The organism is Gemmatimonadaceae bacterium, from assembly GCA_016720905.1.
Taxonomy (GTDB): Bacteria; Gemmatimonadota; Gemmatimonadetes; order Gemmatimonadales; family Gemmatimonadaceae; genus Gemmatimonas.
The window spans coordinates 266,495-291,609 of sequence record JADKJT010000034.1; the positions used below are offsets into that span (position 1 = coordinate 266,495).

Here is a 25,115-nt window from a genome sequence, read left to right on the forward strand (position 1 = left end):
CGAACGAGTCTTTCAACCGCCGAGGTGGCGGATGACAAATCCTTCCGTGTTGCCGTTTCGGGTGAGTGCGCTTGCTGCGGTGCTTCTGGCGTGTATCGTGAGCACCAGTCCGCTCGCCGCACAAACACCGAGCGCCAGCAAGCGCGTCGTGCCACCGGCATTCGCCACGCTCAGCGGGCCCATAAGCCGCGAGCTCTCCGGGGACCGTGCACGCACCACGGTGGGATTCGTCGAGCAGTTCTTCCGACTCCCCGGCAACCGCGGGTTCGATGCATCTATCGATACCGTCGCGGCACTGCTCACGGCAGCCGGCTATGTGCCCGAGTCGCGCGCGACAACGAAAGATCGGCTCGTCTTCCGCGTGGAGTCGCGACCCATGACCGCGCCAGCGTGGACGCCCGACGATGCGTCGCTCACCATTATCGGACGCAACGCGCCGCTGATGACCTGGGCCACGAATCACAACATGATCGCCATCAACTCGTGGTCCACGCCCGAGGGCGGCGTGACCGCGCGCGTCATTGATATTGGCGCCGGTACTGACGCCGAGCTGGCCAAGCAGGATCTCACCGGCGCCATCGCGCTGGTGGACGGCAACTTCCGCGCGGTATTCCCCAAGGTGATGCAACGGGGCGCGTTGGGTATGCTGGCCGCGCAGAAACTGCCCGCCTACAATCAGCAAACCAAGAACACCACGGCCATTCAATTCACCAGCGTCACCCGGGACACGGTCAATCGTGGCTTCGTGATCTTTGTGTCGTCCGCGTCGCGCGATTCACTCAAGGCCGCGCTCTCCGCTGGCCCCGTGCAAGTGCGCGCTATGGTGAAGGCACAATTCGAGTCGCGTCCCGAACGCACCGTGGTGGCAGAAATTCGCGGTGCGCTGCGTCCCGCCGAACGCTTTGTCTATTCAGCGCACGTGCAGGAACCTGGTGCCAACGACAATGCGTCCGGCGTGGGACTGTTGGCCGAGATGGCACGCACCGCCGCCGTGATGTTCAAGCGCGGACAGGTCAATCCGGCGCGCACACTCACGTTTCTGTGGGGCGACGAAATTCGTTCCACCGACCGCTTTCTCAAGGAAGACAGCGTGCGGCGGGCCGGCGTGAAGTGGGGCATGTCGCTGGATATGGTGGGCGAGAACACCGCCCTCACCGGCGGCACGTTCCTCATCGAGAAGATGCCCGACCCGTCGGCCGTGTGGGTACGTGGCGAAGATCAGCACTCCGAATGGGGCGGCAGTCCGATTGCCGCGTCGGCCATTCGCGCCTACTGGTTCAACGATTTTGTGCGGCAACGCTGTCTCGATCGTGCCGCCACCACCGGCTGGGTGGTCAAGTCCAATCCCTTTGAGGGCGGCAGCGATCACACGCCGTTTCTCAATGCGAAAATCCCCGCGGTGCTACTCTGGCACTTTACCGATCAGTTCTACCACACCGATCTCGATCGGCTGGACATGGTGAGTGCCACCACCCTCACCAATGTCGGCAACTGCGCGCTCAACACCGGCCTCCTGCTCACGGCGGGTACACCCGGCGTTACCAAGGCCGCACTCACCGAACTGGCCGACGTGGCGGTGCGTGAACTGCGCACACAAGGGGACCTGTCGGCCAAGGCCATCCAGAGTGGATCGACCGCGGCCGCCGAACGCGTCATCATTGAGGCGTGGCGCGACTACTATGTTGCAGCGCTGACCAAGATCCCCGACATGGCCGTCAACGCGGTGGGCTTCGATGCCGCTATTGCGGCCGCGCAGGAACGGGTGCGACGCGTCGCCACTGAGGTGCTCGGCCAGCTGGGCCGCTGAGGGGTCCGTCAGATTAGGTCGTAGTTGCGCCCTTCCTAACTACGACCTAATATTAGTGATACGTTACGCCCTATTCTAATTGAACGTTTACGCCTTTGCCGATGAAACCCCGCGCCGTCCCCGCGAAAGCCAATCCCCTCACCGCGCCGAACCGTTTTGCCGGCGGCGGTGTGGCGGTGCTCGGCGAGGACTTCACCAATCGCGAAACGGAGCGCGCCGAAATCGCGAGAAGCCTGCGCACACCACGCGGTCATATCGTGGTCGCGGGGCTCCGCCGCATGGGCAAAACCTCTATCCTGCTCGCGGTCCGCGACGAACTGGTCAAGGCTGGCCATCCGGTGCTGTACGTCGATCTCTGGACGGCGTCCACCATCGAGGACATGACCACGCGACTTGCGTCTGCCGCCGCCGCAACGCTCGGCCGACGCTGGCAAGACACCGTCACACGGTTGGGTCGAACGCTGAGACTCGGCTTTGAAGTCACGGAATCTCCCACCGGACTCATGATTCCTGTTCCCAAGCTTGAGTTCCGTGGCGCGCCGATTGGCACGCAACGGCAGCGGCTGGTGGAAACGCTTGACTTGCTCGAACAGCTTGCCACCAGTCAGAAGGCGCACTTAAGCGTGATCATCGACGAGTTTCAGGAGATAGAACGACTGGGCAGCGAAGGGCGGGGCAATCAGCGCGTCAGTGCGATGCGCCAGGTGCGAGCGGCTATTCAGCATCACAGACACGTCACCTATGCATTCGCCGGATCCGATCGCCGTCTCATTCAGGAGCTGCACGCTGAAGACGGCGGCGCGCTGCATAATCTGGGACGAAAGTACGACATCGGCCCCATCGAATCGAATCACTTTGCGAAGTGGATCGAACGGCGGTTTCGTATCATGGGGATTGATGGCAGCGGCGCGGGTCTTCGCATTATCGATGTCGCCGGTCCACGTACCCGGGATGTGCGTACCCTGGCCGAGTCGATCGCCGAACTGGCTCGCGAGCGGGCTGTGGTAACGGAGGCACTCATCGATGACGGCGTGCGGGCCGTCGTGAGACAACGTCATCCCAGTTACGAAGCCGATTGGAAATCGCTTACCCGTCTCCAGCAGAATGTGCTGCGCGCGGTTGCCGCTGAAGGCACCGGACTGACCAAGCGGGACACTCGCGACAAGTACGGGCTCGGCGAGGCGAGTGGAATCTCCAAAACCATCGAAGCGCTGACCGAGCGCGCCGTGTTGCTGCGCGACGACACCACCGTGATATTCGATGACCCGTTCTATCGCGCCTGGGTCATCGACGCGGCGCTGTCGGATGTTGGCGTTCGACTGCCTATCACGTTCCTGCCCAATCGTTGACGCGTGTGCTAACAGCGCTTACGGCGTGCGCGCCACCCGCAACGTCTGCCGCAAAATCGTTGTCGGCCCCACCGGCGTTTCCACCTGCAGCAATCGCCGCGTAGTGGCGCCAATCCACACCGTGACCTCCTGTTGCCCACCCAACAGGAACAGCACCACGTGGGCGCGCTCGCCATACATGGTGGTGGCGCCAGTCACTCGCACTTGATACAGATGCAAACCCGTTTCCAAGATCGTACACGGGAAAGGTCGCCACGTAGCCTGAGTCCAACGGCAGCGCGCGCAGCACCAGGTCCCAGTTGCCCGAGTCAAACGCGGAGCGCGTAATGGTGGTGTCAATCGCCGCACCCATCGCGTCCGGTGGCCCGATGCTGCCACGGACGCGCAGTCCGCTGAAATCCAACTGCAGGTGGCGCTGCGGTTGCCACGAACGGTGCTGGCGCGGCGCCAGCGTTTGCGCATCCGACAACGTGGAATCAATCAGGCGCGCATCGCCGCGTTGCACAATCAACACGCGCCGCAACAGCGGCGTGGCACCGCCTTCGCGGGTGATCATATCGGTGATGGTGCCCACCGGGATCTCATCGCCGTCGCGATAGCCAGTCAGCGCATACGTCAGCGTGTCCACCCGAAGGTCGCCAGCACGCAGGCTGGTATCACCAGGGACAACCCGGTGTGGTGTGGCCACCGGCGCCTGCGCGTGCGCCCTGGCCGTGCTGGCGAACAGCGCAGCGAAGCCCAGCATGGTACGCAACGCCTGCATCATGATCGAGCGGGATCGAGTGAAGTGCACGACAGGCTGAATCGCCTGCCTCCTGAAAGCTCGTACACCATACGGACCGAGACCAGCCACCCGAGACCATGCAACCATTCAGGACCATCCAACGTCCTACCCAGCATGGCTTCCCATCATCTGCGGGCATTCATCATCGCCCTGCTGTTCGCTGCGGGAGGTCCGCTGGCCGCCCAGTCGGCTCCGGAAACCATCCGCGGGCGAGTGCTCGACGATTCGGCACACGCGCTTGCCGGTGCCACGGTGACCATCACGCGCGGCCCCGATCGGTTGGTGCAAACCGCCACCACCGACGCCGATGGTCGCTACAGCGGTCGCTTCGACCCGGGCACCGGCGACTATCTGGTACACGTGGCCGCCACGGGCTTCCGCTCTGCCCGGCGTCGCGTGCAGGCCCTGGCCAACGAGCGGGAACTCGTCGCCGATTTCACACTGGGCCGAGACCTGACCTTGTTGGCCACGGTCAAGGTCAAGGCGGACAAACCGGTACGCGCCTCGAATGCGGCCTCGCCCTACAATCCGGAAACCGGGGCCAGCGAACGTTGGGATGATGGCGTGAACGGTCGCGTCACGCCCGGTTCCGCCGGCGACCTGAACGCAATTGCCGGCACCATGCCGGGCGTCACGATGACACCGGGCGGTCCCTCCATGCTGGGCGCTGCCAGTTCCTCGAATCTGGTCACGTTGAATGGCATGGCCCTGCCCGGGGGATCACTGCCCCGCGCTGCGCGCGTTGATACACGCGTCACCGGCGCGACTTTCGATCCCACCCGCGGCGGATTTTCCGGCGCCAACATCGACTCCCGCCTCAGCGGCGGATCGCGCGACTTTCAGCGCCGCAACGGCTACGCCACATTCGATGCTCCCCAGTTGCAAATGACCGATGCGATCGGCCGATCGCTGGGACTCGTCAACGGCGGATTTCGCGCCAGTCTCGGTGCCGATGGCGAAGCCATTCGCCAAATCCTCACCTACAACGTCGCACTCGATGTCGGCCGTACGGCCAGCGACCCGGCGTCGCTGCTAGCGAGTGATGTCGACGCGTGGAAACGCGCCGGCATCGCGCCCGATTCCGTGGCGCGCGTCAAGCAAGTCGCCAACGCACTCGGGCTGCCCATTGCCGGAAGCGGTGCGCCCACCGCACGTCGGCGGGATGCCATCACCTGGCTGGGTCGCCTGGACGATGTGCGCGACACCATGCGCACGCTCTCATTGACCACGTATGCGACGCGCACACAAGAGGGCGCCCTCGGGTTCGGACCGCTCGTGGCACCGGTGTCCAGTGGTGAGCAAACCGAGCAGACGGCCGGGGCGCAGCTCGTGCACGGTCAGTACTTCGGCGTGGGCAATCACATCCTCACGCAGAATCGACTCGGCGTCAGCGGGGTGCACCAGGTCACCGCGCCGTATCTCGACGCCCCCGGTGCAACGGTGCTGGTGCGCTCGGCCTCCGATGCCGCCACCAGCGATGTTGCAGCGCTGCAATTGGGCGGCAATCCGTTTCTTGCCACCGATGATCGCCGGTGGACGCTGGAGGGCTCCAACGAAACGATGTGGAACGTGCGGGGCAGCAAGCATCGCTTCAAAACCCAGGCGTGGTTTCGTGGCGATGGACTGTCGCAGGTTGGTCGTCCCAACGCGCTGGGCCAGTACACGTTCAACTCACTGGCCGATCTCGAAGCCAATCGGCCATCGTCATACTCACGGACCCTCACAGAACCCGACCGCCACGCCACCTCATGGAATGGCGCATTGGCCATGGCGCACCAGTGGAACAAGTCAAAATTCTTCAGCATGCTGTACGGCGCCCGCCTGGAAGCCAATGCGTTTGGTGACGCGCCGCCGGTGAATGCGGCGCTGAACACCGCACTCGGCGTGCGCAGTGGGCTGGCCCCGTCCCGGGTTCACGTGTCACCCCGCGTGGGGTTCTCGTATACGTACAGCCGTGCCAAGGACAACGGCAACGGCACAAATATGAACAGCCTTGGCGTGTTCTATCGCAACACCATGGGTTACGTGCGTGGAGGTATTGGCGAGTTTCGCGATCTGTATCGTCCCAGTACACTCGCTGACGCCATTGTGGGTGCCGGACTCGCCGGCAGCACGCTCACGCTCAATTGCGTCGGTGCGGCCGTCCCCACACCCAACTGGCAGTCGCTGCTTGCACCGGGTGCGGTGCTGCCGACCGCGTGCACCGATGGTGGAGCAGCGCTGGCAGAGCGCGCGCCATCGGTGACGCTGGTCGATCCGTCGTTCGATGTGCCGCGCAGTTGGCGCGCGTCACTCAGTTGGGGCAGCAACTTCGGCAAGGTGGTCACCAAGCTGGACGCCCTTGCCTCGTACGACCTGTCGCAACCCAGCACGCTGGACGCCAACTTCGCCGGTATCTCGCGATTTCAGTTGGCCAGCGAGAGCCAACGTCCGATGTACGTGACCACGGCGGCAATTGATGCCGGCACTGGCGCGGTGTCCGCGCGCGAGTCGCGACGTTCCAACGACTTCGGTCGTGTCGCCATGCGCACCAGTGATTTGCGCGGCTACGGTGGACAAGTGACGGCCACGGTCATGCCCGACGTGTTTCGCGTGCGGTCCAGGTTGGAGTTCTTCACGTCGGCGTCGTATACCCTGCAATCGCTCAAACAACAGTACCGCGGATTCGACGGCGCCGGCTTTGGCGATCCGCGCGCCACCGAGTGGGCGGTTGGACTGAACGATGCGCGGCACGCCGTGGTGCTGCAGGGTGGCGTGAGCGTCAAGCACGTCGGTTCGTTCACCCTGTACTCGCGATTGCAGTCGGGACTGCCGTTCACACCCATTGTTCAGGGCGACATCAACGGTGACGGCCGCGCCAACGATCGCGCGTTCATGCCCAACCCGGCCACAGCCACCGATGTCGGCACAGCCAGCCAGATGCGTGCGTTGCTCGGCGCGTCTCCGTCGAATGTGCGCGAGTGCCTGGAGCGTCAACTGGGTGCGGTGGCGGGCCGTAATAGTTGCCGTGGCACCTGGACCCAGCAGCTCAACCTGCAATACAAGCCGCGGTTGCCGATCAAGGTGCGCGGGCGCCGCCTTGAATCCAACGTGATCTTCGAAAACCCGCTGGCCGGGCTCGACCAGGCACTGCATGGCAGCAACAACCTTCGTGGCTGGGGCACACGCGCTCTTCCCGATCCCGTCTTGCTTGTCCCGCGAGCGTTCGACGCCAGCGCGCAACGGTTTCGGTACGACGTCAATCCACGCTTCGGTGACACCCGCGCCTTTCGCACCCTCAGTCGGCAACCGTTTCGGGTCACCGTCGACTTCTCACTCGATTTTTCGGTCCCGTACGACATGCAGCAGTTGCGTCGGGCGCTCGAGCCCGTAAAGACCAAGGGACGATGGGAGCGGCGCAGCGCCGATTCCATCACCGACATCTATTTGCGCAACACGTCCAACGTGCATCGCCTCCTGTTGTCGGAAAGCGATTCGCTGTTCCTGAACGCAGCGCAAATTGCCGCCTTGATCACCGCCGATTCGCTCTATTCAGACAAGGTGCGCGCGATTTATGTCCCTCTGGGCCGCTTCCTGGCCACGCAGCCCGAAGGCGCCGTGGGCAAGGCGGCGCTGGACAGTGTCACCGCCGCCACCAAACGCTTCTGGCCCATTTTCTGGGATCAGGCCGATGTGGCGGACAAGATTGTCACGCCACAGCAGAAGGAGTTGCTGCCCTTTATCAAGAACATGACGTCAGTCACCAAGGAGGACCGCAAGGACTCGCAATGGTACTTCGGTCACCCGGTACCGCTGGTGCATAACAAGCCAAAGGTTGGAAGTTGAGAGGTACCAGATACCAGGTACCAAGTACCAGGTACCAGGTACCAGGTACTAGGTACTAGGTACTGCACAGGTACTGAGTACTTCCTAATACCGATAATGATCCGCCTTGAACGGCCCGTTCTTGTCCACACCCAGATACGCCGCCTGCTCGGTCGTCAGCACCGTCAGCTTCACACCAAGCTTGTCCAGGTGCAACCGCGCCACCTTCTCATCCAGATGCTTGGGCAGCGTGAATACCTTCTTCTCATACTTGTCGGCGTTCGCATGCAAATCCAGCTGCGCCAACACCTGATTGGTGAAGCTCGCGCTCATCACGAAACTCGGATGACCCGTCGCGCATCCCAGATTCATCAGGCGGCCTTCCGCCAGAATGAGAATCGAGCGGCCGTTCGGTAGCACGAACTCGTCGTACTGCGGCTTGATGTTGATGCGCTTCATCCCTTCCACCTTCTTGAGACCGGCCATGTCGATCTCGTTGTCGAAGTGGCCGATGTTCGCCACAATGGCCTTGTCCTTCATGCGGCTCATGTGCTCCACCGCAATGACGTTCTTGTTGCCGGTGGCCGAGATGAAGATGTCGGCGGTGTCGACAATGTCTTCCAGCGTCGTCACCTGATACCCTTCCAGCGCCGCCTGCAGCGCGCAGATGGGATCGATTTCGGTAATCACCACACGCGCGCCCTGTCCTTTCAGCGCCTGCGCGCAGCCCTTGCCCACATCGCCATAACCCATGACCACGGCAATCTTGCCAGCCAGCATCACGTCGGTGGCTCGGTTCAAACCGTCCACAATGGAGTGACGGCAGCCGTACAGATTGTCAAACTTGGACTTGGTCACGGCATCGTTCACGTTGATGGCCGGGAACGCCAGTGTGCCGGCGCGTTCCATCTCATACAAGCGATGCACACCCGTGGTGGTTTCTTCGGACACGCCGCGAATGCCCGCCAGCACTTTCGTCCAACGGCCCGGGTTCTTGGCCTGCTCCGCGCGCAACAGATCGAGAATCACGCCCCACTCTTCGGGCTCGTTGTCGCTGTCAAATGACGGTATCGTTCCGGCCTTTTCAAACTCCGCACCGCGATGCACCAGCAGCGTCGCATCACCACCGTCGTCCAGCAGCAGGTTCGGTCCCGTGCCGTCGCTCCACATCAGCGCCTGCTCGGTGCACCACCAGTACTCCTCCAGCGTCTCACCCTTCCACGCAAACACTGGCGTGCCCTTGGGCGCGCTCACCGTGCCGTGCGGTCCCACGGCCACGGCGGCCGCCGCATGATCCTGTGTGCTGAAGATGTTGCAGGACACCCAGCGCACGTCGGCACCCAGTGCTACCAGCGTTTCAATGAGCACTGCGGTCTGCACCGTCATGTGCAGCGAGCCCATGATCTTCGCGCCCTTGAGTGGCGCCTTGCCGGCAAATTCGCCGCGCAATGACATGAGTCCCGGCATTTCCTGCTCAGCCAGACGAATTTCCTTGCGCCCCCATTCGGCCAGCGACAGGTCGCGCACGGCGAACGCCGGACGATTGGTGGCCGCGAGCGTGGACACGCCGTGCTCGGTCATGACTTCAGTAACCATCGGTACGAATCCTCTAGGGTGAAATGCGGGCTACGGCGGTGAACAACGCGGGTCCTGCGGCATCGGGATCGACCGGCAGTGGGGTGAAACGCATGCCGGTGAACCCCGCCTCCAACAACCATCGTTCCAACGTCGGCGCGTCAAAACCCAGCCAGACGTGGCCCATCTGCGGCTGATACTCCTCGTGCGAGTGGGCACGCATGTCCGCAATCAACACGCGCCCGTGCGGACGTAACACGCGACGCACCTCTCGCAGCGCCCGTGCGGGATCGGCCACGTGGTGCAACACCAGCATCATGACGGCCACGTCCAAGGAGGCATCAGCCAATGGCAACTCCTCAAGCGAGCCATCGTGCACACTCACATTGCACAGCGAAGACAGCCGGGCGCGTGCAGCCGAGAGCATCGCCGATGAGGCATCGATCGCATGCACGTGCGCCACGTGCGGGGCCAATGCTGCGGTGAGCGCGCCCGTGCCGCACCCCAAATCGCCCACCACCCACGACGCGTCCAGCAGTGCCAGCGTCGCCAGCAGGTCGGCGCGCGCGCCAAACATCTGCGTGCGCAACGTATCCCACTCCGCACTCGCCGTGGCGAAGAACGCTTCGCTGCGCGAACGACGCGCCACCAGCACCGCGTCGAGTCGCGCCACGTCCTGCGCTGCCACCGGCGCGTCGCGTAGCGGCGCACGCACCAACGCCCACAACGACGACGCCTCGACATCCAATGAGGGCGACAACCGATACCACCGACTCGGCCCGTCGGCCCGCGACGTCACCCACTGCTCATCGGCCAGAATCTTGAGGTGCCGACTTACCGTGCTTTGCGGCAACTGCAGCGCGGAACACAACTCACCAACCGTGAGCTCATGGCGCTCCAAGGCCAGCAACAGCCGGCACCGGGTGGCATCGGCCAATTCGGCCAGCCGTTCGTGGATGGAGAGTCGTGGTTGAGTCATATCCGTGTATCCGGATAAAAGGATAATAGGCGACGGCAACCTGTCAAACCCCCACCTCCCCCCCCAGTGTCTCCCGTCTCCCGTCTCCCGTCTCCAGTCTCCCTTCCCCCGTCTCCCTTCTCCAGCCCCCAATCCCCCTTACTTTCCCTGTCAATGGACTCTTCTCTCGGCTTCGACCTGCTCGTCGCCGCTCTGGTCGGAATGGCGGTCGGGCTTGAGCGCGAATGGTCGGGCCACACCACCGGCCCCGATGCCCGCTTTGCCGGGTTACGCACCTTCACCCTGCTGGGGGCCATCGGCGGGTTCGGCGGCTGGTTCATCCGTCTCAATCAACCGGTGATCGCCGGCTGTGTGATCGGTGGCGCCATCCTGTTCATTGCGATTGCGTACGCCGCCACGATGCGCCGGCCCGGGACGACATCCGATGGCACCACCGAGGTCGCGGCCATGCTGGTCGTGGCCACCGGCATTGCTTCAGGCACAGGCAGCCGTACGCTGGCCGCCGCGGTCGGGGCGCTTGCCGTGTTGTTGCTCGCGGAGAAATCCGCTCTCCAACGTTGGCTGCAACGCATCGACGCGGCCGAACTGCGCGCCACGCTGCAATTCGCAGTGCTCGCCCTGGTCGTCCTGCCAATTCTTCCGGCGGGCGCGTACGGACCGTATGGCGCCTTTCAGCCGCGCCAACTCTGGTCGGTCGTGCTGCTGTTCAGTGCCCTCAACTTTGCCGGCTATATCGCCCGACGTCTGGTTGGTGAAACGCGAGGCCTTGGCATCACCGGACTGCTGGGCGGCATGGTGTCGTCCACGGCCGTGACGTTCACCTTCAGTCGACGCAGTCGGCACGAAGCGGCACTCGCGCTGCCATTGGCGTTCGGTGTCGTCGCGGCGTGCACCGTGCTGTTGCCGCGCGTGCTCATCATGGCCAGCGTGCTGCAGCCCGGTATGCTGGTCGAACTGCTGCCGCTGCTGGCGCCCGCCTTCGTCGCCGGCGTTGTCGTCCTCGCCGTGGCCTATTGGCGTGAGCGCGAAACGCGTCCGCTGCCGACAGCCGCCACGGCAAGCGGTCAGTCGACGGTGGCACCCGCCGATCGGGCGTTGCCCAATCCGCTCGCGCTTGGAACGTCGGTACAAATGGCGATCGCGTTCCAGTTCGTGCTGTTCATTATCGCCTGGGTTCACGCGACCATTGGCAGTCCGGGCGTGCTCGCGTCGGCCGCGTTGCTGGGGCTCACCGACATGGATGCCCTCACACTGTCGATGTCGCGTCTCGCCGACGATGCCGCGCAGCGACACGTGGCAGGACTGGCCATCGCCATCGGCGTCATCGCCAACTCGTTGCTGAAGACGGTATTCGTGGTCGTGCTGGGGAGCGAGCGGTTCCGACTACGCGCGGCCTTCGCCCTGTTACTGCTGGCCGCGAGTACCGGCGCCGCGTTGTGGTGGCAATGGTGAGCAACAGCGAAGCGCGCGCGCAATCGGCGCCGGCCGCGTTGATCACGTTGGTCGGACGCCTGTTCACGGGGTGGATGTCTGCCGTTGGACGTGGAGCGCGCTTCGCAATCGATGTGGTCCGCGCGACGGGCGACTGGCCAAGCTGGCGCGGAGAGTTCTCGACGCACGCGCGCATTCTGGGCGTCGAGTCGCTGCCTATCGGCATCTTCATCGCGCTCTTCACCGGGATTGTACTCGCGCTGCTCGCCAGCTATTCCGTGGGAGACCTCGTACCGCCGTATTTCGTGGGTACGCTCGTGCAAAAGACGGTCACGCTGGAACTCGCGCCCGTCCTCACCGGACTCGCGCTGGCCGGTCGTGTCGGTGCGAACATTGCCGCCGAGTTGGGAACCATGCGCGTGACGGAACAGATCGATGCGTTGGAGACACTGACGTTCGATCCGATGAGCTACCTCGTGGTCCCGCGCGTGTGGGCGTCAACGCTCATGTTCCCCATCGTCGTCGGCACCGCCATGCTGGTCGGGGTGACGTCGGGATGGTTGGCATCGCTCAGCCTGCTGGACATCACCACACCGCAGTTTCTCAAGGGTGTGCGGATTTTCTTCACCGAATTCGATGTCCGGTATGGTCTGGTGAAATCCGCCAGCTTTGGTGCGGCGGTGGCACTTATTGGCTGTCGTGCGGGACTCACCACACAGGGTGGCGCGCAGGGCGTCGGTCGCAGCGCCACTCGCGCTGTCGTGATCAGTGCGGTAATGATCCTCGTCCTCGATGCGTTCTGGGCCCTGGTGTGGCTCGCCGGCCGCACCATCCGGTAGCATCGCATGCTGCCTTCGTGGTGTATCAGACTCAACGCCAATGCCTGACCACAAACGCGGTTCGGATTTTCTGGTAGGTGCCACCGTCCTGATCGTGACGGCGGTGCTCGTTGCGGTCGTGTTGTGGGTGAAACAAGCTGATTTCGGCAGTGGAAAGACGGAGCTCACCGTCCGCACACGCGATGTCGGCGGTGTGGCGCTCGGCAACCCGGTGGTGATTCGAGGCGTGCGCGCCGGTCAGGTGCAGAGCATCGCATTGGGGGAACGCGGATGGGTGGTACTCACCCTCTCCATCGACCGGGACATTCAACTGCCCGCCGATCCGGTCGTGCTGCTCGTAGCGTCAAGTCTTTTCGGGGAGTGGCAAGCCACCGTCAGTGGGCTTGCGGGCGTGCCCCCGGATCGTGAACTGCGCGCCGCGCTCGCCGAAGCACGCACTGCGGGAGACACACTGGCCGGTGCGATGCTGCCGGATATCGCGCAACTCACTTCGGTGGCCGGTCGAATCTCCGGAGACGTCGCCAAGGTGGCTGATCGCGTGCAGGTGGCCTTCGACGACAAGGCGGCCAAGGAGTTGCGCGAGTCGATTCGCAACTTCGCGCAGCTCTCCAGCGACCTCGCGCGCACCGTCAATGCGCAGTCGAAAAACCTCGATCGGATCAGCACCGATGTGCAGTCGGGGCTGAAGACCGTGAATGCCGCGGCCGACAGGCTGAATGAATTCTCGAGCCGCGTGGATTCCGCGACCAGCCGGGGCGAGTTGCAAACCATCGTCACCAATTCACAGAGTGCCGCTCGCGAATTGGTAGCCACCGCCACCCGGCTGCGTGAAATCGCCGAGAGCCTCAACCGGACCGATTCGCGATTGGCCAGTGCCGTGTCGCGCGCCGATTCCGTGTTCGCCAAGGTGAACAGCGGACAGGGCTCGCTGGGCCTGCTGGTGAACGACGCCCGGCTGTATCGCAACAGCGATTCACTGGTGATCGAGTTGCGCGCGCTGCTGGCGGATGTGAAGAAGAACCCGAAGCGGTACTTCAACGTGAAGGTGTTCTAACCCGTCGCGTTAGGCCGCTTTCCCGGCGTCCGCGTTTGTATTCGCCACGGCGGCGGCCGCCGGCACCGCCAGCACGGCACACCGCGCAGTCCGCATGACACGCGTGGCCACCGACCCCACCACCATGCGCTCGATGAACCCGTGCCGCTGGGTGCCGAGTGCAATCAGTTCGGCGTTGGCCTGTTGGGCAAACGCCAGGATGGCTGGCGCGGGATCGCCGCGTACCGTCACCGTCTCGATCTGCAGGGTATCAGGCGCGTGAAGCTGCGCGCGAATCTGATCGAACAGTGGCGGCAGTGTTTTGCCGTAGTCCGCATCCCACGCCTGCCAGTCGGCTGACGGATGCTCGAATCGCGGACGCACATGCACCAGCGTGATGCGACCGTCGGTGCCCACCAGTCGCATCGCCATGCGCGCGGCGTAGAGACTCGCCGCACTGAAGTCCATTCCGACCACCGCGTGCTTCGGGGCGCTCGGGAAGTTCATTCCCACCGCCAGCACCGGCACGGCCGATTCCCGCAGGGTCGCCAACGTCGTTTCGGTCCCGAACAATCGGTCGAGCGGGTTGTGTCGTCCAAGCCCCATCACCAGCACCGATGCATCGCGTCGCCGCGCTTCCTCGGCCAGCGTGCGGGAGGGAGACCCGATCTTCACCTCCGCCGCCCACTGCGGATCACCGGCGACCGACACCGACAGCGTGCGCCGAATGTCATCCAGCATTGACGCGCGTCGCAGATCGTCCAACTCCACCGGTGCTGGAATGACGTCCATGCCGGCCGACACCGCCGGCGTCGGCTCGCAGACACCCAGAATTTCGATCTGCCCGACGAACGCTTCGCCGGCCAGACGTGCCGCGTTGAAAAGTGATTCCTGTGCGGCTGGCGACCCGTCGCAGGCGACGAGCACCGGACCTTGGTGCACAGGGCGGACGGCAAGGGCGTCGGGCACAGGGGCGTTGGCGTTGACGGACATAGGTAGGGACTCCGGGTGCTGGCACGTCCGTCCAACCAGAGGAGCGGCAGGCTCCCCGAACTTGGTAGGCGACAGTGGTATGGTCGCCCCCGGTCTTCCCGCGCTCTATCGGGGTAACTGGTGGGACATGTCGGGGAAAACCGGACGAAGAGGACCGAAAATAGACGCCTCCTTGGTCGCGATTACAGCGCCCACCGCATCTGTCGCGCCAGCCAGTCACCAATCCGATGCCGCCACGAGCGCGTGGCCCACGTCCCCGAGGTGATCTCCACACTCTGTGCACAGTCTTCACCGAAGCTGCGTTCCAACGCCGACGCCAGCGTATCGTCGAACATCAGCACGTTGCACTCGGCGTTCAACCAGAACGACCGGAAATCGAGATTGGTTGAGCCCACGACTCCCGCGTGGCCATCCACCACCACGGTCTTTGCGTGCAATGTGGCGCGCTGATACTCGAACACGCGTACGCCCGCATCCAGCAACGACGCATAGGCGCCGTGCGCCGCATGGCGAACCAGGGCCACATCGGTTTGTTCGCCGGGCACCAGCAAGCGGACGTCGACGCCGCGACGCGCCGCCGCGCGAAGCAGGGCCAAGGCGCGTGTCGGTGGCGCGAAATAGGGCGTGGTAATCCACAGTCGCTTGCGTGCGCCACCAACAAGACCCGCCAGCACCGCCAACACCTCGCGCTGGCCTCGGCCGGGACGCGAGTCGAGCACGAGTGCGGTCGATGGACTGTCTTCGGCGGCAGCATCCGTCGGTCGCCGGACACGGCGCCCGCGACGCCGATCACGTCGCTGCCCGAGCCGCAGCGCAATCCGTCGTTCCACTCGTGAGCGTAGCGCGCGCGCACTCCAGGCACGAGTAGTGGCGTCCGCGGCCGCAGCTGGCGCAGCGTCCGTAGTTTCGGCCCACGAGATGTATTCGAGGCCCGGCAACGGTGGCCCCTGCGCGCGATCCCACCCCTCCGCAAACACCGCAGCCAGTGCTTCCGCGACGGTCCCTTCCACTTGCACCAGGGTGTCGCGCCATGCCCCGGCACCACGACGGATCGATGACCCGTACTCCTCGCCGATGTTCATGCCTCCGGTCAACGCAATGGCGCGATCAACCACCACAATCTTGCGATGATCACGTCGCAGCGCTTCGAACGGCAAGTACCGTAGCCGATGGAAGTGCCGCAACGTGACTCCGTCCGCCTCCAGTCCCTGCCAGAACGCCTCTTTCGTTTCCATCGAACCCACCGCATCCGCCAGCACATACACACGAACGCCGCGACCCACGGCGCGCGCCAATGCCCCCCGCACCGACGCGCCGATCTTGTCGTCGCGCAGGATGTAGGTCTCCAGCAGCACCTCCTCACGCGCGTTGTCGATCGCCGTCAGCATGGCGCGGAAGGCCAGTTCGCCGTCCACGAGCAGGCGCACCCCCTCGCTCTCGTGCAGTGGTCCCCGCATGATCTGTTGGACGAGCTGTCGAAAGGCCGCATCCCGCACGCCGTCGGGCAGCCGATGGGCGATGGACCACACCCGGTAGCTCCGCAACTCGCGCGGCAGCCGGTCAATCGGCATGTTTGGGCATGACGATACTACTTCGCTTGCTGATCAACGCCGCAGCCCTCTGGTGCGCGGCGCGCTTCATCGATGGCATCAGCTATTCGGGCAGTTGGCCGGGACTCGTCGGCGTGGCGCTGGTGTTCGGCGTCGTGAACACGTTCATCCGGCCCGTGCTGCGCTTCTTCTCGTTTCCCATCACGGTCCTCACGCTCGGGCTGTTTACGCTGGTCATCAACGCACTCATGCTGATGCTCACCGCGTGGATCGCCGCGCGACTGGACATCGCCTTCACCGTCCGTGGATTTGTGCCGGCTCTGCTGGGCGCCGTGTGCGTCAGCGTGCTCAGCATGATCCTCGGGGCGCTGCTCATCTCCGACAACGAGAGACAGCGCGACGAGTGATGGGCATCAGGCAAAGAACCTGATGAACAGCTGACAGAACACGGCGCCGGCAACGGTCATGGAAAAGTCCCAGAACAGCAACTGTCGGAACAGTCGCTTGCTGTCCTGACCGTGCGGGAGCGCGGCAATGCACAGCGCACCAATGGTGGACAGCGGAGACACGTCCACCAGCGCCGCACCCACGTTGATGCTCATGGCCACTTGCATGGGGTCGCCACCGCCCAGCTTCTGCACCAGCCCCGGCACGGCGGGCAAGAACGCGGGATACACCACGCCCGACGTGGAACTGTACGTGGAAATGAGACCGGTGATGCCGGCAATCGTGCCATTCACGGTGCCCGGCGTCGCAATACGCGCCAACAGGGTGGTGAAGAGGTCCATGCCACCCGTCTTCTCCAGCACCCCGATCAGGACACTCACGCCGCACACCATCATGATCACCGACCACGGCACCCGGGCAATCGCCGTCGTGTCATCGCCCAGTCCCGTCAGAATCAGGATGCTCGCGGCCACGAATGCGGACAGTCCCGGACTTACCTTGAAGACCACGACCGCGATAATCCACAGCGCAATCGTGCCCAGCGTTCCCCAGTGTCGGCCAGTGAGCGGCGCGATGCGCTCGTTGATATCCACTGCCGCGGCGCGGCGCAACGCCGGTCCGCCAAACAGCACCCACGCCAGCAATGCGGCCAAGGCGTGCGCCGTGAAATTGGCCGCGTAGACGTTCCACTCGTTCCCCTGCAGGCCGGCCTTCGCCATCAGCGTGTGCACAATCATGCCGATGGCGCCCACGGGCGACAGATTTCCGGAGTTCGCTCCGTTGCCGACCATCAGCGCGGCCAACAGCACGGGCATTTTCGCGCGTACCGCAATGCCCAGGGCAATGGGCGCCATCAGCGCCGTGGCCGAGATCGCACCGGGTCCCGCCGTGGAAATCACACACGCCAACGCGAAGAACAGGAACGGCAAGGCCGCCGCCCGGCCGCGCAACAACCGCACCGTTTCGTGCGCCACGGCTTCCATCGTGCCATTCGCCTGCGCCACACCGAACAGCACGCTCACGCCAAGCAGTGTCAGGAACAACGAGCTGGGGAACGTCGCCATCACCGCGTCCACCTTCCATCCCGCTGCAAACACGGCGATGGGCCACGCGAAGGCGACCGCCAGTACGCCCACGTTGATGCGGGACGTGAGGCTGCCGGCAATGACCAGCAGCAGTGCCACCAGCGAGAGGACCGCAGGGTTCATGTCACGAAACCGGTGGCAGGAGATGCTTCTGCACTTTCCCGAGCGCGGTGCGCGGTAAAGCATCCAGACGCACAAAGGCGCGTGGCACCTTGAACGATGCCAACTGTGTTCGCAGCAACGCGGTCAGGCCGTCCACGTCGATTGGTTCGTCACTCACCACGTAGGCCACCGGCACTTCCCCGCGCACGACGTCCGTCACGCCCACCACGGTCGCCTCGCGTATCCCCGGCTGCTCCATCAACAGTTCCTCGATCTCGCGCGGATAGATGTTGAATCCGCCCGAGATGATCAGTTCACTGCGTCGCCCTTCCAGCGTGATGTACCCGTCGCTGGCGCGCACCCCGATGTCACCGGTGCGAAACCATCCGTCGGCAAAAGCGCTGCGTGTCGCGTCCGGACGCCGCCAATACCCCGCGCACACATTGGGGCCGCGCACCCACAGTTCACCGCTCGTGCCATCGGCCACATCCGCGCCCTGCTCGTCGACAATGCGCACCGCCGTGAGCGCGAGCGGCAAGCCGATTGTGCCGGCACGACGTTCGCCGATGTAGGGGTTGCTCACGTTCATCAGCGTCTCGGTCATGCCGTATCGCTCGAGAATCACGTGGCCAAAGCGATCACGAAACGCCTCCAGCACGTGCGACGGCAGCGGCGCCGAACCGGAGACGAACAGCCGTGTGCGCGACCCGATCGCGCGGGCAAGCACCGCATCGAGATCCAGCAAGCGCACGTACATGGTCGGCACGCCGAAGAACACCGTTGGCGCATAGCGCGAAAACCACTCGCCGGCCTTCGACGCGTCAAATCGCGCCACCAGCTTCATGTGACACCCGCACAGCAGCCAGCTGTGCACCGCGTTACCCAGTCCATGCACGTGAAACAGCGGCAGGGTAGTCAGCAGCCGATCGTCGGCGTGCATGCCCCAGGCGGCGTTCAGCACCAGACCGTTGGCCGCAAAGTTGCCGTGCGTGAGAATCGCGCCCTTCGAGGCACCGGTCGTGCCTGAGGTGTAGACCAACGCCATCGGTGTATCAGCGTCGCACACCGTGTCGCGCACCACCGCCGGACGCTCGTGCATGGCGGTGAGCTGCTCGGCCGCCGCGGAAAGCGCGTCGACATCCCACACGCGCGCGCCAGCCGGCAGGTCGGCAACACGCTCCGCGGTCGTTACCACCGCCGTTGGGTCCGCGTCGCCCACAATGTGGGCAATCTCGCGGGACTGATACAGCACGTTGATGGGCACCACGATCACACCCAGCTTCGCGCAGGCGATCCACAGATCGATGATCTCGACGCGATTGGCCAGGAGGAACGCGAGGCGGTCGCCGCGCACGATACCCCGATCGTGCAGCACCTGGGCCAGGTGGTTGCTGCGCCGCTCAAGATCGCCAAACGTGTATGTGCGGGTCTCGCCGGCAACGGTATCTGCGTCCAGCGCGGTGCGCGTTGGCGCGCCCAGGAGCGTGTGATCAAAGAGTGGTACGAGGGCCACCGGTCAGCGCAGCCCGAATTCGCCGGCGATGGCCCGCACGCCGTCCAGACGCAAGCCGTCTTCTTCGAACACCAGGACCCCCACCAACGCTCGCGCCACATCATCCGGCAACCGGTCGGCGCGAAAGGCCTGGATCACCGGCCCCATCGCCATCGCGTCCACCAATCGCGCGTGTGACCATCCGGCGTCGAGCGTGGGCTCGCTGTCGAAGCCCTGGTGCAGCACGTCCATCAGCGCCCCCGCGCGAACGCCGCGGTATTCCAATTTGGGCCCGTCGCCACCAAAGCTTCGCTCAAACAGCACCTGCCAAGCCATCGGACGCGCACCTTCCGTGCGAGTTCCGGTCGCCACGACAAGACGTGGTACCTGGGCAATCACGTGCATCCGGCCGACAGCGTCCTGCAGATCGGCGAGAATGCGCGCTTCACGGTCGGAAGTCGGAGACATCTCTGGCATGTCTCAATCTTTCGCCCGATCCAAGTTGCAGCTACCCCTAACCGTCTCCCGTCTTCAATCTCCCGTCTCCCGTCTTCACCCCACCCAGCCTGCCACCCGCAAAAGCCCCCGGCACCGGTGCCAGCACTCCCAACACAACCATGACCAACGGCGACGGGATCATCACGAAATTCGCAATCGTCGCCGCGGTCAGCAGCACGCCAACCATGATGGACGGACGCATGGTTGGCGTCCGTACGAGTTTCCGCGCGAGATACCCACCCCCCATCCCTGCCACGAAGTAGCCCGCCACCATCACCAGCATCGCGCTCAAAGGTGCTTGCGCCATCGCCGCCTTGAACGCGTCCTTGGTGGCGGGGTCGTAGGGGTCCAGCCCCTTGGGCATCTGGAACAACATGCCGGCCAGCGAATCACCCACCGCCACCAGGGCGAACGCCAACATCATGCCCACCAGCACGGCGTACAGGTTGCGCATCAGCCGTCACCGTTCGGCGTGATCACCGGCCCCATTCGCCATATATCATCGAAGGCGTTGCGATTCCACAAGTCGTCCAGGGCGGCGTTGTCGTACGCCCCATCATCGGCGCCGAAGGTGCCCTGCCCACCCGCCGGCGTCATCTTGTAGTTGTCCGGCGGCATCGCGCCCAGCAGATACTGCACGAAGTAGTCCCAGCGACGGCGAATGAAGTACGGCTCGTTCAGCGAGTGCGGACGATTGGGCGCGATAATCAGGTCGAAGGTCTTGTTGGCCTTGATCAGTTCGTCCACCAGCTGGATCGTCATGGCCGGATGCACGTTGTCGTCCATGTCGCCATGCATCAGCAGCAAGTGGCCGCGCAGATTCGACGCATACGACTTGTTGGCCGACGGCGTGAAGTTGTCATCGCCGCGCCGCAGGGTGTCGCGCGACAGCAATCCCTGATACTTCTCCGACCAGTAGATGTTGTAGCTGCGGTTGTCGTGATTGCCCGACCCGGACACCGCCACCTTGAAGAACTCGGGATAGCGCAACATCGCGTCGGTGCTGGCAAAACCACCGCCCGAATGGCCGAAGATCCCCACCCGATCAAGGTCGATGAACCGATAGCGCGCGCCAAGTTGCTTGATGGCCGCAATGTGATCCGGCAGGCCGTTGTCGGTGAAGTTGCCGTAATAGTTGTCGTGGAACGCCTTCGAGCGGCCGGGCGTGCCCAGATGATCGATCTGTACCACCACAAAACCCAGTTCGGCCAGCGCGAACGGCTCACCGCTGTTCTTGAAGGTCCACGCCCCCACCGATCCTACCTGCGGTCCGGGATAGATGTGCGAGATGATCGGATAGCGCCTGGTGCTGTCCAGTTTGGGCGGCAGGTACATCACGCCATGAATGTCCGTCAGGCCGTCACGCGCCTTGGTGGTGAACGGAATGGCCGCCTTCCATCCCAGCGCCGACAGCTGCGACACATCGGCTTTCTCAAGGGGACGAATCACTCGTCCCGTGAGTGCATCGCGCAGCACGGATACCGGCGCCGAGTTGATGGTGCTGTACTTGTCCACCACGAACTTGCCGCTCGGACTCATCGTCAGTTCGTGATTAGCGGCTTCAGTCGTCAGTCGCGTCAATCCCGCACCGTCCAGGCCCACCTTGTACAAGTGCGTGTTGTACACCAGCTGATCGTCTTCGCGACCGCGACCGCTGAACCACACCGTGCGCGTGGTCTCGTCCACATGCACCACCGCGCCCACCTGCCAGGGGCCGCTGGTGATCTGGTTCTTCACACTGCCGTCGTGGTTGAGCAACCACAAATGGCCGTAGCCATCCCGCTCAGACCACCAGATCGTCTCGCCACTCTTCAGCACATACCAGCTTTCCGGATCACGCGGACTCGAAATCTCCACGTAGGTCTTGCCGGTGTCCTTGGCAATGAGGGAGCCCTTGCCGCTGGCCGCATCCACTTCCACCAGATACGTCGCCTTCGACGCACGCGCCAACCCGCTGATGTACAGCTTGTCCGAACCCGGCGCCCACGTGGAGTCGCGCGTGGAGCCGGCAATGTTGGCGATGTTGAAACGCACCGGCAGCTGCACCTTGGTGCTCTGCTTCGTTGGCACATCCACCACATAGAAATTGGGCGTCGGCACCAGCGTGTCGCCCGGCAGCGCATACGGCTGCGAAAACGCACGCGGCCGTTGCGAGGTGTACGAGATGTACGGCATCAGGCCCACCTTTCGCTCATCCTGACGCGCCACCAGCAGCTTCTTGGAATCGGGCGACCAGCGCACGTTGGGGCGACGCCCCAGCGGACTCGGTCGCAATGCCTGTTGCGGGCGAATGGCCAGCACGCCGTAGCTGTAGTACTCCTCGCCATCGGTGGTCAGCCGCACCGAGTCCTTGCCACCACGCGACCGCACGTACAGGTCGTACTTCACCACGAACGCTTCCCACTTCTTGTCGGGTGACAGCACAAAAGGCGACTCGTTGTAGCTCGTATCTTTCGCCGCACATGTGTACTTCACGATGTTGCAGGCGAACTGCCGTCGGCCGGCGCGAAACTCAATCGACGTTTCATCATCGCCGTCGTTGCCAAAGCGGAACGCCCGGAACGGCAATCGATCGCCGTCGTAGGTGGAATCGGCCGCCAGACTCATCACCGCCGCCAGCTTCGCGTGATCGAACAGCAAGGCCCGCGTATTGGTAAGCGGGTTGATCACCACATACTCCGCCCCGGTGCGCGTCTTGTTGCGATACCAGAACCGGTTGCCGTCCTTGAAGAATTGCGGGGCCACCTCATCGCCGGTCGTCAAGCGCGAGGCATTCCACGGCAGCATCTGTTCGGCGCGGGAATAGTCCACCGCAGTCACCGTGGGCGCGGACACGGACGGCTGGGAAACCTGCGCGGACATCGGCGCGACGGCGACCAGCGTTGCCATGACGGCCGCAGCGATTTGGAAAGGACGCGTACGCAACATCGGAAGGCGGGGCAGAGGGGAGACGCAGAAGGCGCGCTCCGGAATACCGGGCGCGCCTCCATTGTGTCTCCTCTCGCGTCGCGCCGCCAGCCTTGGCGGCGCAACCGGCGTCGGTCTACTTCGGCAGCCCGCCCACCACCCGCTTCACCATCGCCCCACGCGCCAAGCTCGTCGTCGCGTCCATGCCGTTGATGATATAGACCTGCTCCACCGCGATACTGCTGGGATACCGCTGCGTGAACACCAACCCCGTCATCGCCTCCGGCAGCGCCACCAGTTGCACCTTGGCCGGCTGCACGTTCAGCAGCGCCGGGTCGCTGAGCGCCTTGAACGAACGGATGGATGCGTCCATGAGCGGGCCGTGTTGCCCGGCCGACGCGGTCGTGGACAACCCTACAATCAGATACGTCACACCCTGGTACTGCATGGACGCCGCCAGTCCACTCAAGGCGCCCGACTGCGTCGTCGCATCAAACGTCGCCATCATCGCGGCAATCCCGCTGGATCGTCGTCTGCCCCTTCTGGCGCACCGTGATCCCCTGCTGTCCGATAAACTGCTGCAGCGCCTCAGTGGGCGTGCCCTTGCCCGGGCCCAACTGCAGTTGCGCGGCCCCATCGGCACTCTGCGCCACCACCGCTTCGGGCATGTTGGCCGTCTTCCAGCCCGTTGGAAAGGTCAACTCAAACCGCAAATCCGGATGGAGAAACCGCTGGCCGCGGAAGTAGCCCAGCCGCGGGTTCTCGCCGAATACCATGCCATCCAGCAGGCGCAGGTAGGCGTCGCGATTCACCTTGGTGTTTGCCAGCTCGGCGGTGCTTAGCACCGTGGCCAGGCGCTGTTCGGCCCGCTGCACGCGATTGCCCGGATCGGGGTGCGTGCTTTTGCCACTCGGGAATGCGCGCCACTCGCATTGGACAGGCGCCCCAGCGTCGTGAACACCTTGGGCGATTCCCGCACGTCATACCCAACGGCCAGCGAGTACTTGAAGCCCAGCGCATCGGCCTGCGGATTTTGTCATCGCGGCCGAACTTGAGAAATAACAATCCGGCGCTCGCGCCCAGCACATCGCCGTACTTGGCTACCTGCGGCGAAAGGATGCTCGCCCCACCAGGCCAATCTGCGTGATCTGCTGCTTGCTCATCGCCGCCACGGTATGCTTGGCCGTCACGTGCCCGATCTCATGCCCGATCACCTCCGACAGCTCGGCTTCGCTGTTCAGATGCGTCATCAAGCCACGGGTCACGAAGATGAAGCCCCCCGGATAGGCGAACGCATTCACCGCCGCGTCGTCCAGCAGATGGAACTCCCACGGCAAACTGGGTCGCTCCGACTTGGCAGCAATCTGTGCGCCAATGCGCTTCACCAAGGCCTGCGCTTCGCCGCTGGCTCAACTCGCCAACCCGTTGCACGTCGACCGGGAGGCCTCACGCCCCATCTGGATTCCGATCCTGCGAGATCAGCGAGAGTTCACGACGGCCGCTGACGGATTGGTGGCGCGGATACCGCCAGCAGCGCGGCCAGCGGCAGGATGGATCGGGACGTCGTGGGGCGTAAGGGGTAATCCTCCGATCAGCATTGCGGAGCGCCCCGCACCGCGACGCCGCTCCTGAAACAGCCGAGGGCCGCATTACCACGAAAGGCGACAGCCACCTAGAGCCAGAGTTGATCCAGTTCATCTGCACCAGAAGTCCCGGTGTCCACCATCGATGGCCTTGCCGCCCTGGGCGTTGGTGCGTGGTACCCCACTTGCCAGGCGCACTTATCGGCGTTTTCGTATCCGCGGTTACGTCGTACCAGGCGTTGCCCAGCGCGTCGGTCTGCGTCTCTTCGATTTCGTGGATCAGCGTGTTGACTCCGGAGTCAGCCTACTTGTCACCGGTTGGGAGACGCCGTTGAACCGAACGCCGAACAGCCCCGACGGATACGCATAATTGTGCGGCATGGCCGCGTACAGAATCTGCTTCGTGCCGAGACCCGGGACAGTCGTTCGCGTTCGTGTGATAGGCACAGTATTGCGTGCCGAACCCACCACCGGGATTGACGGTACCCGCCGTAAACGGCTGCCAGCAACGTATTCGCATCGTAGGTCTGACACGCACCGCTGGGGAATCCGCTTTGCAGCATCGCCGTGATGGCTGCGTCGGACACATTCTGACCGTTGCTGGGTACGTTCGTTGTTCGCCCAGAAGCGCGTGTAGTTCACGACGTTCAACAGCTTGATCGAGCCGTTTGGTATACGTGGTGTTGATGTTGTAGTACGGCGAACCACCAACGTTGCGCAGGAAGTACCCAACCCCGTCCCATCCGCCGTGCCCGCGCCGGTCGTGCCCAGTGTCGGACCACCGGCGTAAATCGCCGAGCTGCCCAGTACACGGCCACGATGTTGATCCCGCTCTTTGGGACCCGTCCACCGTGATA

General features: G+C 64.0%; 19 protein-coding genes and 1 pseudogene. 7 read left to right on the forward strand and 13 right to left on the reverse strand.

Annotated features, from left to right (window positions below; all coding sequences use genetic code 11):
• Positions 1 to 31: 31 nt before the first annotated feature.
• Both IPP90_22440 and IPP90_22445 read left to right on the forward strand, forming a co-directional pair.
• A complete protein-coding gene (locus tag IPP90_22440; GenBank protein MBL0173395.1) occupies positions 32 to 1,807 on the forward strand; it encodes a M28 family peptidase in 1,776 nt (591 codons plus the stop codon).
• Positions 1,808 to 1,908: 101 nt separating this feature from the next.
• Complete coding sequence (locus tag IPP90_22445; GenBank protein MBL0173396.1) at positions 1,909 to 3,156, forward strand: ATP-binding protein; 1,248 nt, start codon at positions 1,909 to 1,911, stop codon at positions 3,154 to 3,156.
• Here IPP90_22445 and IPP90_22450 read toward each other — a convergent pair.
• Positions 3,134 to 3,922 (reverse strand): hypothetical protein, encoded by a 789-nt coding sequence (locus IPP90_22450; GenBank protein ID MBL0173397.1) that lies wholly within the window; start codon positions 3,920 to 3,922, stop codon positions 3,134 to 3,136. The two genes, IPP90_22445 and IPP90_22450, sit on opposite strands and share 23 nt — an antisense overlap.
• A 132-nt stretch (positions 3,923 to 4,054) precedes the next feature.
• On the opposite strand from IPP90_22450, the gene IPP90_22455 reads away from it, so the two are divergent.
• Positions 4,055 to 7,765, forward strand: a complete 3,711-nt coding sequence (locus IPP90_22455) for a carboxypeptidase regulatory-like domain-containing protein (protein MBL0173398.1) — start codon at positions 4,055 to 4,057, stop codon at positions 7,763 to 7,765.
• Positions 7,766 to 7,849: 84 nt separating this feature from the next.
• Here the strand turns inward: IPP90_22455 and IPP90_22460 are convergent, their stop codons facing one another.
• Complete coding sequence (locus tag IPP90_22460) at positions 7,850 to 9,340, reverse strand: adenosylhomocysteinase (GenBank protein ID MBL0173399.1); 1,491 nt, start codon at positions 9,338 to 9,340, stop codon at positions 7,850 to 7,852.
• Positions 9,341 to 9,353: 13 nt separating this feature from the next.
• Positions 9,354 to 10,298 (reverse strand): metalloregulator ArsR/SmtB family transcription factor, encoded by a 945-nt coding sequence (locus tag IPP90_22465; GenBank protein ID MBL0173400.1) that lies wholly within the window; start codon positions 10,296 to 10,298, stop codon positions 9,354 to 9,356.
• Between the two features lie 153 nt (positions 10,299 to 10,451).
• On the opposite strand from IPP90_22465, the gene IPP90_22470 reads away from it, so the two are divergent.
• From IPP90_22470 to IPP90_22480, 3 genes are read left to right on the forward strand one after another with little or no spacing between them, the layout of a single operon-like run.
• Positions 10,452 to 11,750: an MgtC/SapB family protein gene (locus IPP90_22470; GenBank protein ID MBL0173401.1), complete on the forward strand. Its 1,299-nt coding sequence runs from the start codon at positions 10,452 to 10,454 to the stop codon at positions 11,748 to 11,750.
• On the forward strand, positions 11,747 to 12,568 hold the full coding sequence (locus tag IPP90_22475) for an ABC transporter permease (GenBank protein ID MBL0173402.1): 822 nt from the start codon (positions 11,747 to 11,749) through the stop codon (positions 12,566 to 12,568). The genes IPP90_22470 and IPP90_22475 overlap by 4 nt, the downstream gene beginning before the upstream one ends.
• A 40-nt stretch (positions 12,569 to 12,608) precedes the next feature.
• Entirely contained in the window at positions 12,609 to 13,622 is a 1,014-nt protein-coding gene (locus IPP90_22480) for an MCE family protein (GenBank protein ID MBL0173403.1), read from the forward strand.
• Between the two features lie 9 nt (positions 13,623 to 13,631).
• Here the strand turns inward: IPP90_22480 and IPP90_22485 are convergent, their stop codons facing one another.
• Together IPP90_22485 and IPP90_22490 are read right to left on the reverse strand one after the other, a co-directional pair.
• The gene (locus IPP90_22485; GenBank protein ID MBL0173404.1) at positions 13,632 to 14,594 is read right to left on the reverse strand and encodes a universal stress protein; all 963 of its coding nucleotides are present in this window, start codon (positions 14,592 to 14,594) and stop codon (positions 13,632 to 13,634) included.
• Between the two features lie 182 nt (positions 14,595 to 14,776).
• On the reverse strand, positions 14,777 to 16,165 hold the full coding sequence (locus IPP90_22490) for a hypothetical protein (GenBank protein ID MBL0173405.1): 1,389 nt from the start codon (positions 16,163 to 16,165) through the stop codon (positions 14,777 to 14,779).
• 8 nt (positions 16,166 to 16,173) lie between these two features.
• Between IPP90_22490 and IPP90_22495 the strand changes: the two genes are divergently transcribed.
• The gene (locus tag IPP90_22495) at positions 16,174 to 16,551 is read left to right on the forward strand and encodes a phage holin family protein (GenBank protein MBL0173406.1); all 378 of its coding nucleotides are present in this window, start codon (positions 16,174 to 16,176) and stop codon (positions 16,549 to 16,551) included.
• A gap of 6 nt (positions 16,552 to 16,557) precedes the next feature.
• On the opposite strand, the gene IPP90_22500 is transcribed toward IPP90_22495, so the two are convergent.
• From IPP90_22500 to IPP90_22535, 8 genes and pseudogenes are all read right to left on the reverse strand, one after another.
• Positions 16,558 to 17,799, reverse strand: coding sequence for a C4-dicarboxylate ABC transporter (locus IPP90_22500; GenBank protein MBL0173407.1), 1,242 nt, complete (start codon positions 17,797 to 17,799; stop codon positions 16,558 to 16,560).
• 1 nt (position 17,800) lies between these two features.
• Positions 17,801 to 19,291, reverse strand: a complete 1,491-nt coding sequence (locus IPP90_22505) for an AMP-binding protein (GenBank protein MBL0173408.1) — start codon at positions 19,289 to 19,291, stop codon at positions 17,801 to 17,803.
• Positions 19,292 to 19,294: 3 nt separating this feature from the next.
• Positions 19,295 to 19,738: a hypothetical protein gene (locus IPP90_22510; GenBank protein MBL0173409.1), complete on the reverse strand. Its 444-nt coding sequence runs from the start codon at positions 19,736 to 19,738 to the stop codon at positions 19,295 to 19,297.
• Between the two features lie 46 nt (positions 19,739 to 19,784).
• Positions 19,785 to 20,222 carry a hypothetical protein gene (locus tag IPP90_22515; GenBank protein MBL0173410.1) on the reverse strand — a complete coding sequence of 146 codons (438 nt, stop codon included), beginning with the start codon at positions 20,220 to 20,222 and terminating at the stop codon, positions 19,785 to 19,787.
• Positions 20,222 to 22,657, reverse strand: a complete 2,436-nt coding sequence (locus tag IPP90_22520) for a DPP IV N-terminal domain-containing protein (GenBank protein ID MBL0173411.1) — start codon at positions 22,655 to 22,657, stop codon at positions 20,222 to 20,224. Before IPP90_22520 ends, IPP90_22515 begins: the two co-directional genes overlap by 1 nt.
• A gap of 154 nt (positions 22,658 to 22,811) precedes the next feature.
• A complete protein-coding gene (locus IPP90_22525; protein MBL0173412.1) occupies positions 22,812 to 23,183 on the reverse strand; it encodes a hypothetical protein in 372 nt (123 codons plus the stop codon).
• Positions 23,167 to 23,550: a hypothetical protein gene (locus IPP90_22530; GenBank protein ID MBL0173413.1), complete on the reverse strand. Its 384-nt coding sequence runs from the start codon at positions 23,548 to 23,550 to the stop codon at positions 23,167 to 23,169. Before IPP90_22530 ends, IPP90_22525 begins: the two co-directional genes overlap by 17 nt.
• Before the next feature lie 225 nt (positions 23,551 to 23,775).
• Positions 23,776 to 24,069 (reverse strand): annotated as a pseudogene (locus IPP90_22535) (M48 family metalloprotease).
• Between the last annotated feature and the right edge of the window lie 1,046 nt (positions 24,070 to 25,115).

Bases quoted from the DNA above. Each gene is read 5' to 3' on its own strand.
- IPP90_22455 (MBL0173398.1), top strand. From the start codon at position 4,055: ATGGCTTCCCATCATCTGCGGGCATTCATCATCGCCCTGCTGTTCGCT.
- IPP90_22515 (MBL0173410.1), bottom strand. From the start codon at position 20,222: ATGCGCAACCTGTACGCCGTGCTGGTGGGCATGATGTTGGCGTTCGCC.
- IPP90_22460 (MBL0173399.1), bottom strand. From the start codon at position 9,340: ATGGTTACTGAAGTCATGACCGAGCACGGCGTGTCCACGCTCGCGGCC.
- IPP90_22450 (MBL0173397.1), bottom strand. From the start codon at position 3,922: ATGATGCAGGCGTTGCGTACCATGCTGGGCTTCGCTGCGCTGTTCGCC.
- IPP90_22445 (MBL0173396.1), top strand. From the start codon at position 1,909: ATGAAACCCCGCGCCGTCCCCGCGAAAGCCAATCCCCTCACCGCGCCG.
- IPP90_22500 (MBL0173407.1), bottom strand. From the start codon at position 17,799: ATGAACCCTGCGGTCCTCTCGCTGGTGGCACTGCTGCTGGTCATTGCC.
- IPP90_22525 (MBL0173412.1), bottom strand. From the start codon at position 23,183: ATGATGGCGACGTTTGATGCGACGACGCAGTCGGGCGCCTTGAGTGGA.
- IPP90_22480 (MBL0173403.1), top strand. From the start codon at position 12,609: ATGCCTGACCACAAACGCGGTTCGGATTTTCTGGTAGGTGCCACCGTC.
- IPP90_22485 (MBL0173404.1), bottom strand. From the start codon at position 14,594: ATGTCCGTCAACGCCAACGCCCCTGTGCCCGACGCCCTTGCCGTCCGC.
- IPP90_22510 (MBL0173409.1), bottom strand. From the start codon at position 19,738: ATGTCTCCGACTTCCGACCGTGAAGCGCGCATTCTCGCCGATCTGCAG.
- IPP90_22465 (MBL0173400.1), bottom strand. From the start codon at position 10,298: ATGACTCAACCACGACTCTCCATCCACGAACGGCTGGCCGAATTGGCC.
- IPP90_22490 (MBL0173405.1), bottom strand. From the start codon at position 16,165: ATGCCGATTGACCGGCTGCCGCGCGAGTTGCGGAGCTACCGGGTGTGG.
- IPP90_22470 (MBL0173401.1), top strand. From the start codon at position 10,452: ATGGACTCTTCTCTCGGCTTCGACCTGCTCGTCGCCGCTCTGGTCGGA.
- IPP90_22440 (MBL0173395.1), top strand. From the start codon at position 32: ATGACAAATCCTTCCGTGTTGCCGTTTCGGGTGAGTGCGCTTGCTGCG.
- IPP90_22495 (MBL0173406.1), top strand. From the start codon at position 16,174: ATGACGATACTACTTCGCTTGCTGATCAACGCCGCAGCCCTCTGGTGC.
- IPP90_22520 (MBL0173411.1), bottom strand. From the start codon at position 22,657: ATGGCAACGCTGGTCGCCGTCGCGCCGATGTCCGCGCAGGTTTCCCAG.